Source organism: Clostridium sp. 16K-1-R1 (assembly GCF_023921145.1).
Taxonomy (GTDB): Bacteria; Bacillota; Clostridia; order Clostridiales; family Clostridiaceae; genus Sarcina; species Sarcina perfringens.
Genome location: NZ_CP046515.1, coordinates 2,232,079 through 2,245,699 on the forward strand (window position 1 = coordinate 2,232,079; position 13,621 = coordinate 2,245,699).

The 13,621-nt window shown below is 30.1% G+C and carries 14 protein-coding genes; all 14 read right to left on the bottom strand.

The features are described from left to right. Positions 1–654, bottom strand: a complete 654-nt coding sequence (gene rpe, locus GOM42_RS09790) for a ribulose-phosphate 3-epimerase (RefSeq protein ID WP_003471640.1) — start codon at positions 652–654, stop codon at positions 1–3. Beyond that, on the bottom strand, positions 654–1,517 hold the full coding sequence (gene rsgA / locus GOM42_RS09795; RefSeq protein WP_003475268.1) for a ribosome small subunit-dependent GTPase A: 864 nt from the start codon (positions 1,515–1,517) through the stop codon (positions 654–656). The genes rpe and rsgA overlap by 1 nt, the downstream gene beginning before the upstream one ends. Positions 1,518–1,753: 236 nt before the next feature. Then, the gene (gene pknB / locus GOM42_RS09800; RefSeq protein ID WP_252597653.1) at positions 1,754–3,820 is read right to left on the bottom strand and encodes a Stk1 family PASTA domain-containing Ser/Thr kinase; all 2,067 of its coding nucleotides are present in this window, start codon (positions 3,818–3,820) and stop codon (positions 1,754–1,756) included. 1 nt (position 3,821) lies between these two features. Then, complete coding sequence (locus GOM42_RS09805; protein WP_049039534.1) at positions 3,822–4,541, bottom strand: Stp1/IreP family PP2C-type Ser/Thr phosphatase; 720 nt, start codon at positions 4,539–4,541, stop codon at positions 3,822–3,824. Between the two features lie 12 nt (positions 4,542–4,553). Next, on the bottom strand, positions 4,554–5,597 hold the full coding sequence (gene rlmN, locus GOM42_RS09810; RefSeq protein ID WP_049039535.1) for a 23S rRNA (adenine(2503)-C(2))-methyltransferase RlmN: 1,044 nt from the start codon (positions 5,595–5,597) through the stop codon (positions 4,554–4,556). Positions 5,598–5,628: 31 nt separating this feature from the next. Continuing rightward, positions 5,629–6,957: a 16S rRNA (cytosine(967)-C(5))-methyltransferase RsmB gene (rsmB, locus tag GOM42_RS09815; protein ID WP_003458519.1), complete on the bottom strand. Its 1,329-nt coding sequence runs from the start codon at positions 6,955–6,957 to the stop codon at positions 5,629–5,631. Positions 6,958–6,967: 10 nt separating this feature from the next. After that, entirely contained in the window at positions 6,968–7,663 is a 696-nt protein-coding gene (locus tag GOM42_RS09820) for a zinc metallopeptidase (protein WP_003458441.1), read from the bottom strand. Between the two features lie 17 nt (positions 7,664–7,680). Beyond that, positions 7,681–8,610 carry a methionyl-tRNA formyltransferase gene (fmt, locus tag GOM42_RS09825; protein WP_003471675.1) on the bottom strand — a complete coding sequence of 310 codons (930 nt, stop codon included), beginning with the start codon at positions 8,608–8,610 and terminating at the stop codon, positions 7,681–7,683. Between the two features lie 19 nt (positions 8,611–8,629). Next, on the bottom strand, positions 8,630–9,073 hold the full coding sequence (def, locus tag GOM42_RS09830) for a peptide deformylase (RefSeq protein WP_003458459.1): 444 nt from the start codon (positions 9,071–9,073) through the stop codon (positions 8,630–8,632). A gap of 13 nt (positions 9,074–9,086) precedes the next feature. Next, a complete protein-coding gene (gene priA, locus GOM42_RS09835) occupies positions 9,087–11,282 on the bottom strand; it encodes a primosomal protein N' (protein ID WP_110077185.1) in 2,196 nt (731 codons plus the stop codon). 38 nt (positions 11,283–11,320) lie between these two features. Beyond that, positions 11,321–12,508, bottom strand: a complete 1,188-nt coding sequence (gene coaBC / locus GOM42_RS09840; RefSeq protein ID WP_004458142.1) for a bifunctional phosphopantothenoylcysteine decarboxylase/phosphopantothenate--cysteine ligase CoaBC — start codon at positions 12,506–12,508, stop codon at positions 11,321–11,323. 5 nt (positions 12,509–12,513) lie between these two features. Beyond that, positions 12,514–12,726 carry a DNA-directed RNA polymerase subunit omega gene (rpoZ, locus tag GOM42_RS09845; RefSeq protein WP_003449449.1) on the bottom strand — a complete coding sequence of 71 codons (213 nt, stop codon included), beginning with the start codon at positions 12,724–12,726 and terminating at the stop codon, positions 12,514–12,516. Then, positions 12,707–13,357 carry a guanylate kinase gene (gene gmk / locus GOM42_RS09850; protein WP_011590947.1) on the bottom strand — a complete coding sequence of 217 codons (651 nt, stop codon included), beginning with the start codon at positions 13,355–13,357 and terminating at the stop codon, positions 12,707–12,709. Before gmk ends, rpoZ begins: the two co-directional genes overlap by 20 nt. Continuing rightward, the gene (remA, locus tag GOM42_RS09855; protein WP_003458433.1) at positions 13,347–13,616 is read right to left on the bottom strand and encodes an extracellular matrix/biofilm regulator RemA; all 270 of its coding nucleotides are present in this window, start codon (positions 13,614–13,616) and stop codon (positions 13,347–13,349) included. Before remA ends, gmk begins: the two co-directional genes overlap by 11 nt. Between the last annotated feature and the right edge of the window lie 5 nt (positions 13,617–13,621).

Sequence of the window (13,621 nt, forward strand, 5' to 3'; positions counted from 1 at the left end):
TTATAGTGCCTCTCTTAAAGCTTTAATGTTTTCTTCTATTTTATCTTCTTTAAATACAGCTGATCCAGCAACTAAAACATTAGCTCCAGCTTCTACTATCTCTTTTATATTATTTGCACCTACTCCTCCATCAACTTGGATTAATAAGTCTTCCTTACCACAAGCCTTAGCCATTTCTTTTACTTCTTTTATCTTATCTAAACTATATGGTATAAAGCTTTGTCCTCCAAACCCTGGATTAACAGACATTATTAATACCATATCTAATGAAGGTATTAAATTCTTAAGCATTGAAACTGGTGTACCTGGATTTAAAGCTATTCCAGCCTTGCATCCTTTACTTTTTATATAATTTATTGTTCTATCAATATGTCTATCAGCTTCATAATGTACAGTTATTAAATCTGCTCCTGCACTTATAAATTCATCTACATATCTTCCTGGCTCTTCTATCATTAAGTGAACATCAAAAACAAGATTGCTTAAGTTCCTTATAGCTTTCATTATTGGAAATCCAAAGCTTATATTTGGAACAAAATGACCATCCATTACATCTATATGTAAGAACTCTGCCCCACCTTTTTCTACTCTCTTAACTTGTTCTCCTAAAATACTAAAATCTGCTGATAATATTGATGGTGCTATTTTAACCATTAATTACCCCTCCTATTTATTATCTCTTCTAAGGTTTTTATATAAAATTCATATCTTAGCTTGTTTATTTTACCCTCTTCAACTGCTTCTTTTACAGCACACTTAGGTTCTTTATAATGATTACATCCATTAAATTTGCAAAGATTATTATAATCATTAAATTCTGGGAAGCAATATTTTAAGCTATCTCTATCTATAAAAGTAACATCTAAAGTTGTAAATCCTGGAGTATCAACTAAGTATCCATTGTCTACATCTATAAGTTCGCTATGTCTAGTAGTATGCTTACCTCTTCCTATTTTTTCACTTACACTTCCTGTTTCCATATGTTCTCTATCTATAAAAGAATTTAAAAGTGTAGATTTTCCTGCTCCAGAAGGGCCACAAAGGACTGTTATGTTATGTTCTAATCTTTCCTTTAAAGCATCAAAACCTTTTCCTTCCTTGGCATTTATGAAGAGAACCTCATAACCTATATCATTTATTAATTCTTTTAAGTTTTCTTTTTCCTCCTCTGTACATAAATCTTCTTTATTTAAACATACAACTGCATGTATATCATTATACTCACAAAGAGTTAAAAATCTATTTAATAAATCTAAATTTATGTCAGGATTTTTTATTGCAAATACAACGAAAGCTTGTGTTACGTTTGCAACAGTTGGTCTTATAAGCTCTGAGCTTCTCTCATGTATATCCTCTATTACACCTTTTCCATTCTCTACTTTTATGGTAACTCTATCTCCTACCATAGGCTTTAATGAATTATATCTGAATTTACCTCTAGCTTTACATTCAATAATTCCTTCATCTGTTTTTATATAATAGAATCCACCTATACCTTTTATTATAATTCCTTCCATGTTTCCTCCCTATCTTTAATATTATATATTCTTATAATAAACAAATTTTAATATAAAATGCAAGAATCTTAATAATTATATAGACTCTTTTCCGTTCCTTATAATTCTATTTTCTATTTATAAATCAAGTTTTTCTCTTATTTATTTGACTATATAAAATAAAAGGGAGTATTAACTCCCTTTTACCTTATAATTTTTATTTCTAAAATAAATAAAATTACATTTAAACTTATTTATTAATTATTACCAGATTGTTCAGGTTGTTTTGGTTGTTCTGGTTGTGCTTGCTGATTTGGTTGTGTTGGTTGTGTTGGCTGATTTGGTTGTGTTGGTTGTTCTGGTTTTTTTTCTTCTTCCATAGTTACAGAAACTGATCCCCCTTCTTCAACCTCACCAGAATTACTTACTGATTTAACCTTAGCAGTATCACTTGTAATTCCACTTACATTTATTTTATTTTTTGAAGCCCATGCTTTAGCTTGAGCCCCAGTCATTCCAACAAGTTCTCCTGCATTATGCTTAGGTTTTTCAGGCTTCACATAATCACCGTAGTAATTAATTGTTATAGTTACCTTTTCCCCTTGCTTAATTGTAAGAGATCCAGATTGACTTTGACTATAAACCTTACCTGCTTCTCCTTCACTTTTAGCTGCCTCACCCTTAACAGGATTTACTCCAACTCCAGCATTAGCTAAGATTGATTTAGCTTCCTCTACACTTTTTCCTGATACATCTGGTATATTTATAGTTTCTGATTTTATTTCTTTTCCTTTACTTATAGTAACATTTACTTTAGAACCTTTATCTACAGACTCATTAGCATTAGGACTTTGAGAAATAACTTCGCCTCTAGGAACGCTATCACTGTATTCTTCGTCAACACTTCCAAGCTCTAAACCTAAACTTTTTAATGTTCTCTTTACGCTATCTAAATTCATTTCTGCAAAGTTTGGAACTTTTATTTGTCCTTCTCCACCACTAACAGTAAGTTTTACTTCGCTACCGGTCTTAACAGTAGAATCTACATTTGGATCAACTTTTAAAACTATTCCTTTTTCTTGATCACTTTCTTCTGTAACTTCTAATACCTTTAATCCTAAGCCTTCTAACTTACTCTTAGCATCTTCTACCTTTTCTCCTACAACATTAGGTATTTTAACATCTTTTCCACCTTCCATAAATTTCTTCATACCAAGGAATCCAAGAGTTATTCCTAATGCTACAACTAAAATAGTTGCAATTATAATTAATATTGGTGATTTCTTTTTATTTTTATTAATAGCTTTTTGAGGCTTAGTTTGAATATTATTTTCTTCTTCATCTTCATCCTCATCATCTTCATAATATTCATCATCATCCTCATCATCCTCATCATCTTCATCAGGTTCTGAGTTATTAGTTTCAGTATTTGGAACAACAACTGGAGACATAACTCTTGTAAATTGATCTTCATCTTCTGCAGATTTTGATGATATTGTAACATTTGGATCCTTCTTTATCTTTTCTAAGTCACCTATTATTTCCTTAGCTGTTTGATATCTATTAACAGGATCCTTTTCCATAGCTTTCATTATTAAATCATTTAAACTATTTGGAATATTTTGATTTATATTCTTAGGAGGTATTGCTTTCTCCTGTATATGTTTTACAGCTACAGTAACAGGTGAATCACCATTAAAAGGAACAACTCCAGTAACCATTTCATATAATACTATTCCTAAAGAATATAAGTCAGTTCTATAATCAGTATATGTTCCTTTTGCTTGCTCTGGTGAAAAATAATGTGCAGACCCCATAACACTATTAGTGTGTGCTATAGTAGATGAATCCATAGACTTAGCTATTCCAAAGTCCGTTACTTTAACAACTCCTTCTTCTGTAACTAATATATTTTGTGGTTTAACATCTCTATGTATAATTCCACTTTTATGGGCACATTCTAAAGCTTTAGCAACCTTTATTCCTATACTTATGGCAATTTCATAAGGTAAAGCACCTTTTTCATTAATTATATCTTTTAAAGTTTTACCTTCAATATATTCCATAACAATATAATTAATATCATCTTGAGTTCCAACATCTAATACATTTACTACATTTGGATTGGATAAGTTAGCAATAGCTGTAGCTTCTTTTTTAAATCTTCTAACAATTTCTTCATTGTTTTTAAATTCATCTTTTAGTATTTTAACAGCTACGAATCTATTTAATTTTCTACATTTTGCTTTATAAACAAAGGACATACCACCTTCACCTACACATTGAAGTAATTCGTACCTATTCCCTAAGATTTTACCTATCATTCTATTTCTCTCCTCCAAAAACTAACACTGTAATATTATCCTTTCCTCCCCTTGCTTTAGCCATTTCAACTAATTCATTGCATGCTTTATCAAAATCATTAGATTTAATTACTTTTTTCCAAATTTCATCCTCATCAACATCATTAATTAATCCATCTGTACAAAGTAAGTATGCTTTATATTCATGTCTATCAACCTTAAATACATCAACGTCAACATTTGAATTAGTTCCAATAGCTCTAGTTATTACATTTTTTCTTGGATGATTTTTAGCTTCCCCCTCTGTAATGCAACCACTATCAACAAGTTCTTGAACTAAGGAATGGTCCTTTGTTAATTTTTTTATTCCATTTTCATTAATACCAAAACAAGCACTATCACCAACATTAGCAATATAAACTATATTTTTAACCTCTAATATAGCTGTTATTGTTGTACCCATACCAGATAGACCTGAACTTTCTTTACTCATACTATATATTTTACTATTAGCATGTAAAATTGCATCTTTTAAAAGATTATCTAATGGTATAACACCGAAATTTTCTTTAACAAAACAAATAATGCTTTCCACAGCTCTTTTACTAGCTACTTCTCCAGCATTATGTCCACCCATTCCATCACCAACTACATATATTGAAAATTCATCTTCTCTAGAATAAGATAAAAAATCTTCATTTAACTCTCTAACATTTCCTTTATCTGTTACAAATCCTAACATAAATATTTCCCCCTACAGCTTTAACCCTTTTGACTTAATATAGCTTCTTCTCAATTGACCACAGGCTGCATTTATATCTGAACCCATCTCTCTTCTTACTGTAGCTTCTACTCCATATGTTTTAAGAGTATTTAAAAATGTTTCTATATCCTTCTTAGTAGATTTTTTAAACTCATTTTCCTTTATTTCATTTACAGGAATTAAATTAACATGACAAAGTATGCCTTTTAATAATCTTCCTAAGCTCTTGGCATCTTCTTTAGTATCATTAACTCCACTAACTAAAGAATATTCAAAAGTTATTCTTCTTCCTGTTTTCTCAATATAATAATTACAAGCGTCTAAAATTTCACTAATTGAATACTTATTAGCTATTGGCATTATTGTTTTTCTCTTTTCATCTGAAACAGCATGTAATGAAATTGCTAAAGTTACTTGCATTTCCTTGTCAGCCATTTCACGAATTTTTGGCACAAGACCACATGTTGATAATGTTATATGTCTTTGCCCTATATTTAAACCATAATCAGCATTAACAAGCTCTAAGAACTTCATAACATTATCATAATTGTCTAAGGGCTCTCCACTTCCCATTAAAACTATATTAGATATTCTCTCACCTAGAAGTTTTTGTCCAATTAAAACTTCTGATAATATTTCTCCTGCAGTTAAATTTCTTACCATTCCTTCTAAGGTAGATGCACAGAATTTACATCCCATTCTACATCCTATTTGTGTGGAAACACAAATAGAATTGCCATATTTATATCTCATAATAACACATTCTATTATGTTTCCATCACCTAATCCTAAAAGAATTTTTCTAGTACCATCTTCACTAGATGATAAATAATCTATAACTTCAGGGATACCTATATAAAAATTTTCTGAAAGCTTGCCTATTAGAGCTTTTGAAATATTTTTCATCTCTTCAAAATTAAATACTTCCTTTTTGTATATCCAATCGAAGATTTGCTTTGCCCTAAAAGCACTCTCTCCATTTTCCTTCATCCACTCTTTTAACTCTTCTAATGTAAAATCTAAGATGTTTTTCATACAGTCTCACCTTCCATGTTTATCCTCTTTGCTATTTACTTTCTTTTTTCTTAAGCTTAGCAATAAAGAAACCATCCATGTACTTATTAGGTAATATGGTAACACTTCCGTTATCATTATATACCACATTATCAGCCTTACCTAAAAATACTTTTTCTACTTCGCAGTCTGAATTTCTTTCTACGAACCAATCTATAACTTCTTCATTTTCTTTTTTATTTAAAGTACAAGTAGAGTAAACTAATTCTCCACCTTCTCTTAAATAATTCCAAGCATTTTTTAATATTTCTTTTTGAACCTTAACAACTTCTGTTAAATCATTGTTCTTTTTATTCCATTTTATTTCTGGTTTCTTTCTTATAATTCCAAGACCTGAGCAAGGTACATCTAATAATACTCTATCAGCCCAATTTATATACTTAGAATTTATCTTTGTAGCATCTCCTAATTCAACTTCAACATTAGTTAATCCTAATCTATCTATATTTTCCTTTATTAAAGCTAACTTATGGTCATGAATATCAAAAGCCACTACTTTTCCTTTATTCATCATTAATTCGCCTATATGAGTTGCTTTAGTTCCTGGTGCACTACATAGATCCATAACTTGTTCATCACCCTTTAAATCAAATAAAGGAGCTACTAACATAGCGCTTTCATCTTGAACTGTTATTAATCCTTCTTGATAAAGTTTATTTTTCTCTATTGCACTACCTTTTTTGATTATGATAGCTTCTGGTGAAAATGCACCTTCCTCTATATCATATCCTTCTTCTTCAAGTCTTTCATAAACTTCATCATAATCAGCTTTACATGTATTAACTCTAACTGTTACATATGGAACTGTATTTAATCCTCTAAGTATTCTTAAAGCATCCTCTTTTCCATATTGTTTTATGAACATTTCTATCATCCATCTATCAAAAGAAAAGTCATAACATAAAGCTTCGTTATTTCTTAATCCAACTTTAAAGTTTTTATTTTCATTTCTTAAATAATTTCTTAAAACTCCATTTACAAACTTAGCTAAATTAGGTTCAGTTTCTTTAGTTAAGTTTACAGCTTCATTAACTATTGCGTATGGAGGAACTCTATCTAAGAATTTCATTTGATATATAGCACTTCTTAATATGTTTACTACACTCTCATCTATCTTACCAATATCAGCAACAAAACTTGAAAGAATTATATCTATCATTTTTTTGTATTTTATTGTTCCATAAACAACCTCTGTTATTAATCCCTTATCTTTTGGATCTATATCATTAGATGCAAATTGCTTATTTATTTCTATATTTGAATATGCTCCATTTAATAAGACATTGTCTAATATTTCAACTATTATTTTTCTTGCATTCATATTTTAACCTCTAATCATTTGAATTTCTGTTACTTATAGCTATAAGTCTTACTAATTGTAAAACAGCCATAAGTGTTGCTGCAACATAAGTTAATGCTGCTGCACTTAATACCTTTCTAGCTCCCTCTACTTCTTTATCATATAATATTCCTCTTGCCTCTAAAAGTTTTAATGCTCTTGATGAGGCATTAAATTCTACTGGCAATGTTACTAATTGAAAAAGTACAACTACTGAGAATAATATTATACCAATAGTTACTAAAGTACTATAACTTAGTAATATTCCAATAAAAAACAAAATCCATGATAAGCTTGATGAAAAGTTTACTACAGGCACTATGGCATTTCTAAAAACTAATGCAGAATAAGATTCTTTATCTTGTATAGCGTGCCCAACTTCATGAGCTGCTACGCCTATGGATGCTACTGAAGTGCTTCCATAAACATCAGATGATAATCTTAAAACCTTAGCTCTTGGATCATAATGGTCACTTAATCTTCCTGGTACTTGTTGAATTTCTACTTCTTGAAGTCCAGCATCATTTAAAAGAATTCTTGCAACTTGTGCACCAGTATATCCATTTATACTTCTAACTGTGCTATATTTGTTAAATGTGCTAGAAACTTTAAATTGTGCCCATGCAGATATTAAAATCGCTGGTATAAGTATTAAATATGTTGGATCAATATAATATGGATAAAACATACCATCACCCTCTTAAATTATTTTAAAACTTTACCTATTTCTACTGAGTTTCCATTTATAAATTGTTCTACAAATAGTTGCTTGCTATTTGGAAACTGTAATTTTTCTATAACAAGTATATCTTTTCCTGTTGAAACCTTAATTCCTGTTTTATCTACAGCTATTATAGTTCCTGGTTCTTTATTGCTCTCCCCTTTTTCAACTCTAGTTTGATGAACTTTCATTGTAATATCATCATATGAAGTTAAAGCTACAGGCCAAGGATTTAATCCTCTAACTAAATTATGAATATCCTGTGCTGAAAGAGACCAATCAATTTTAGCTATTTCTTTATTAAGCATTGAAGCATAACATGTTTCTTCTTCATTTTGCTTTTCTGGAGTTATTTCATTATTAAGTATGCCCTTTATAGTTCTAACTAATAACTCTCCTCCTCTTTCCATTAAAATATCATGTAATTCTCCTGCAGTCATATTATCAGTTATTTCTACTTCATCTTTTAAAAGCATATCTCCAGTATCAAGTCCTACATCCATAAGCATAGTTGTATTTCCTGTTACCTTTTCTCCTTTGATTATACTCCAGTTTAAAGGTGCTGCTCCTCTAAATTTAGGAAGTAATGACGCATGTAGATTGATACATCCATACTTAGGAATATCTAAAACCTCTTTAGGTAATATCTGACCAAAAGCTACTACTATTATAAAGTCTGGCTCCATATTTTTTAGTTCTTCTATAGTTTCTGGTTCATTTTTTAATCTTAAAGGTTGATAAACTGGTATGTTGTGTTCTAAAGCAACTTCCTTTACAGGTGACATACCTAATTTCTTTCCTCTTCCCTTTGGTCTATCTGGTTGAGTAAAAACAGCTTCTACTCCAAATTCATTTATTAAGCTCTTTAATGATGGAACAGCAAAATCTGGTGTTCCCATAAATACTATCTTCATGTCATATTCCTCCTTAGTCTTAAAGCTCATGATCTATAAAAAGTACTCCCTCTAAATGATCATATTCATGTTGTATAGCTCTTGCTAAAAATTCTTCTGCATCTAATACAAACTCATTTCCATTAACATCTAAAGCCTTTATCTTTATTTTATTAGCTCTCTTTACTGGTTTATGTCTACCTGGTAAGCTTAAACATCCTTCTTCATCAGTTTGCTCTCCACTTTTTTCTAATATTTCTGGATTTATGAATACTCTAGAACCTGCTCCATCCATAGCATCAACAACAAAGATCCTCTTTAGTATTCCAACTTGTGGAGCTGCTAATCCAACTCCATTATTTTCATACATAGTTTCTATCATATCTTCTACTAAGACTTTTATTCTATCATTAATGTCATCAACTACTCTACATTTTTTTCTTAATATTTCGTCGTCATTAAATCTTAAGTTTCTTATTGCCAAAATAACTTCCTCCTTACATTAAGCTATTAGGATTTATGTCTAAACCAATCTTAATCTCATTATAAACATCTTTGGATAATTCATAAACCCCTTTTTTTATTTTAGAGCATACCTCTAAATCTAATTTTCCCTTAATTAGAATTTGCCATCTATAAACATTTTTTATTTTACTTATAGAACAAGGACATGCTTCGTATATAAATATATTATCATATTCTTTTAAGATATTACGTAAATACATCTCTAATTTTTTTGCAAAAATCTTTACTTTTATTTCTCCCTTTGCACTTAGGTTTATTAAAAACAAATCATCAAAGGGTGGATATGCCATAAGTTTTCTTACATTTATTTCTCTTTTAAAGAACTCTTCATAATTATTATCCCTTGCACAGGTCAAAGCATAATGTTCTGGAGAATAACTTTGAATTATTACATCTCCATTTTTATCACCACGTCCTGCTCTACCACTTACCTGAGTTATAAGTTGAAATGTCTTTTCACTAGACTTATAATCTGGCAAATTTAAAGACATATCTGCAGCCATAACTCCAACTAAGGTTACATCTGGGAAATCAAGGCCCTTAGCTATCATCTGAGTTCCTATTAATATATCTGCTTCTTTACTTTTAAATGAGTTATAAATTTCCTCATGAGAATTTTTCTTTCTTGTTGTATCTACATCCATCCTTAAAACCTTTGCTTCTTTGAAATAATGATGTACTGCTTCCTCTAATTTTTCTGTTCCTACCCCAAAATGTTTAACATAATTACTACCACACTTAGGGCAAAGCTTAGGCATCTTTTCAGTATTTCCACAATAATGACAAACTAAGTATCCATTATTATGATAAGTCATTGATATGTCACAATTGTTACATTTAAAAACAAATCCACAACTTCTACAAGAAACAAAGGATGAAAATCCTCTTCTATTTAAAAACAAAATTATTTGTTCTTTTTTCTCTAATCTATCTTTTATCTTCAAATATAAATCCCTACTAAACATTGTTTTGTTATTTGATTTTAGCTCTTTCCTCATATCCACAATAGATACATTAGGAAGTTCTCCATTATTAACTCTCTTTTTAAGTTCAATTAATTCATAATTCCCTTTAAGTGCTTTATAAAAACTAACAACACTAGGGGTTGCTGAACCTAAAACAACCTTACAATTTTTTAGGAGACTTAAATACTCACAAACTTCTATAGTATTATATTTAGGATTCATATCTGATTTATAACTACTTTCATGTTCTTCATCCACTACTATTAGTCCTAAATCATTAAAGGGTAAAAATATAGCGGATCTTGCCCCTATAACAACCTTAACTTGATCATTTTTAACCCTATACCATTCATCATATCTCTCTCCATCTGAAAGCCTACTATGAAAGACCGCTACATCTTTTCCAAATCTCCCTTTAAATCTTTCAATCATTTGAGGAGTTAGAGCTATTTCTGGTACTAATATTAATGAACTCTTTTCAAAAAGGAGCATATAACTAACTAAATTCATATATACTTCTGTTTTTCCACTTCCAGTTACGCCCTTTAATAAAAATATATTTTTATAACTTTCTAAAATTGTATCATATGCTCTTATCTGTTCTTCATTTAAACTTTTAGGCGGATAAGGCTTAAACTCTCTTAAATTTTCCCTTCCAACCCTTACTTCTTCACTAGAAGCACAACCTAATTCTATTAATTTATTTATCATGTATGTTGATATATTAAAAATTTTATTCCATTCTGCTTTTGTGAAACCACCACTTTTTTCTTCAATTAGCTCTAAAGCTTTTTTTTGTGGCTCACTTAATTCTTCTATATATTTTTTAAATACTATAACTTGTTTTGTTTTTTCCTTATTTCCACTCATTATTTTAGGTGGAATCATAACTCTTATAGCATCTATATACTTACATAAATATTTCTCTCTTAAAAATTTAATAAGCTTTAAAGAATCTTCACTTAATAAGGGTTCATTATCACAAACATTATATATAGATTTATATCTTATACTTTTATTTTCAACATTATCTAATATTTTTAAAACAAAACCTTCAATTTTTTTATTTCCATTTCCAAAAGGAATTAAAACTCTATGTCCAACCTTTATATTATGAACTAAATCTTCTTTAATCTTATATGTAAAAGGCTTATCAATTGTAACAGCTTCACTATTTACAATTACTTCAGCAAATTTCTCCAAAATAATCACCCTTGTTCATATAGAATAAAAAGGCGCAATTAGCGCCCTTTTATAATGTCAAATATATTCTTTGCAACTTCTCTTTTAGACATCTTTTCTAAAGATACCTCTTCACCAGATTTGCTTATTATAGTAACTTTATTTTCATCACTTGCAAAACCTGTTTCTGACTTACTTATGTCATTTGCAACAATATAATCTAGATTTTTCCTATCCAGTTTACCTTTAGCGTTTTCTTTTAAGTTGCTACTTTCTGCTGCAAAGCCTACTAGAATTTGATTTTCTTTCATATCTCCAAGAGTTTTTAGAATATCTCTATCTCTCTCAAAAATTAAATTTAAATCATCACCTGTTTTTTTAATCTTTTCATTGCTATAATTTTTAGCTTTATAATCAGCCACAGCTGCTGACTTAATAACTATATCAGCATCTTTAAATTCATTTTTTATAGCATTAAACATATCTTCATTTGTCTTTATATCAATAACTTTAATTCCATTAGGTTTTCTTAAAGAAGTAGGTCCTGATATAAGAACAACTTCTGCTCCCCTATCTCTCGCTTCCTCTGCTATTGAGTATCCCATTTTACCTGAAGATCTATTTGTTAAAATTCTTACTGGATCTATTGGCACTATAGTAGGTCCTGCAGTAACAACAACCTTCTTACCAAGTAAATCCTTAGTAGAATGTAACCTTCTCAATGTTTCTTCTGCAATAATTTCGGTATCTTGAAGTTTACCTTTCCCCTCATCACCACATGCTAATCTTCCACTAGCTGGCTCTATAAATTCATAACCAAGCTCCTTTAGAAGACTTATGTTCCTTTGAACTATAGGATTTTCATACATGTTTGTATTCATTGCAGGGCAAAAAACAACTGGCGCCTTTGTTGCCATTATAGTTGTTGATAACATATCGTCAGCTATGCCATTTGCAACCTTTCCTATAATGTTTGCTGTAGCTGGTACAATAAGCATTAAATCTGCTTTCTTTGCTAGTGATATATGCTGTATTTCCCAAGCCTTTGGTTCAGCAAACATATCTGTTATAACCATGTTTTGGCTTAATGATTGAAAAGATAATGGTGTTACAAACTCAGTAGCGGATTTAGTCATTATTACATGTACTTCTACATCTTTTTTTCTTAGTCTGCTTATAACGTCTAAGGCTTTATAAACAGCTACTCCTCCACTTACTCCTACAACAACACATTTCTTATCTTTCATAGCTCTTATTTCTCCTCAGTGTCTTTGTAATTTACAAATCCTTCATCTATTTCATTTATAGCTATTGTTAATGGCTTATTTGACTCAACATCAACAAAAGTTTCTGCTCCGTCAATTATTTGTCTTGCTCTCTTAGCACTTAATATTACTAAAGAATATCTATCTTCTACCCTTTTTAATAAATCAACGATTGATGGATTAATCATAGAGTTGTTCATGCATTTCGTCCTCCTTTGACTCTAATAAGTTTTCTTTTAATCTATCTACTCTACATTTTTCTGCTAATAATATAGCCTCTATTTTCTTTACTGCATCTTCTACATTATCGTTAACTACTGCATAATTGTATTTTGACACATAATTAATTTCTTTATAAGCTGACTTAAATCTAGTCATTAAACTTTCTGGAGTTTCGCTACCTCTTTTTATTATTCTTTGCTTAAGCTCTTCCATTGAAGGAGGTAATATAAAGATAAATACTCCATCAGTAGCCTTTTCCTTAACTTTTAAAGCACCTTGTATATCTATTTCTAATATTACGTTTTTTCCTTCATCAAGCATTTTTTCAACACTTGATTTAGGAGTTCCATAATAATTTCCATATACTTCAGCATGCTCAAGGAAATCATCCTCTGCTATTCTTTGTTTAAATTCTTCTTTTGTTAAGAAATGATAATTAACTCCATCAACTTCTCCTACTCTAGGGTTTCTAGTAGTAGCAGAAACTGATATGAATATATCATCGTGTTTTTCTAATAAGGCTTTACAAATAGTTCCCTTACCTGCACCTGAAGGACCAGAAATAACTATTAATACACCTCTATTATCCTTATGTATCTTATTCATCATCTTCAACAACTACTTCTTCCTTAGTTGATAATCTGTGAGCCACTGTCTCAGGTTGAACAGCTGAAAGAATTACATGATCTGAATCTGTAATTATTACGGCTCTTGTTCTTCTACCATAAGTTGCATCTATAAGCATACCTCTATCTCTAGCTTCTTGTATGATTCTCTTTATAGGTGCTGATTCAGGGCTTACTATTGCTACTAATCTATTCGCTGAAACTATGTTTCCAAAACCAATATTAATTAACTTTATACTCATTTGCT

Coding starts and splice junctions, on each gene's coding strand:
- rpe (WP_003471640.1), bottom strand. CDS start 654: ATGGTTAAAATAGCACCATCAATATTATCAGCAGATTTTAGTATTTTA.
- rsgA (WP_003475268.1), bottom strand. CDS start 1,517: ATGGAAGGAATTATAATAAAAGGTATAGGTGGATTCTATTATATAAAA.
- pknB (WP_252597653.1), bottom strand. CDS start 3,820: ATGATAGGTAAAATCTTAGGGAATAGGTACGAATTACTTCAATGTGTA.
- GOM42_RS09805 (WP_049039534.1), bottom strand. CDS start 4,541: ATGTTAGGATTTGTAACAGATAAAGGAAATGTTAGAGAGTTAAATGAA.
- rlmN (WP_049039535.1), bottom strand. CDS start 5,597: ATGAAAAACATCTTAGATTTTACATTAGAAGAGTTAAAAGAGTGGATG.
- rsmB (WP_003458519.1), bottom strand. CDS start 6,957: ATGAATGCAAGAAAAATAATAGTTGAAATATTAGACAATGTCTTATTA.
- GOM42_RS09820 (WP_003458441.1), bottom strand. CDS start 7,663: ATGTTTTATCCATATTATATTGATCCAACATATTTAATACTTATACCA.
- fmt (WP_003471675.1), bottom strand. CDS start 8,610: ATGAAGATAGTATTTATGGGAACACCAGATTTTGCTGTTCCATCATTA.
- coaBC (WP_004458142.1), bottom strand. CDS start 12,508: ATGAAAGATAAGAAATGTGTTGTTGTAGGAGTAAGTGGAGGAGTAGCT.
- rpoZ (WP_003449449.1), bottom strand. CDS start 12,726: ATGAACAACTCTATGATTAATCCATCAATCGTTGATTTATTAAAAAGG.
- gmk (WP_011590947.1), bottom strand. CDS start 13,357: ATGATGAATAAGATACATAAGGATAATAGAGGTGTATTAATAGTTATT.
- remA (WP_003458433.1), bottom strand. CDS start 13,616: ATGAGTATAAAGTTAATTAATATTGGTTTTGGAAACATAGTTTCAGCG.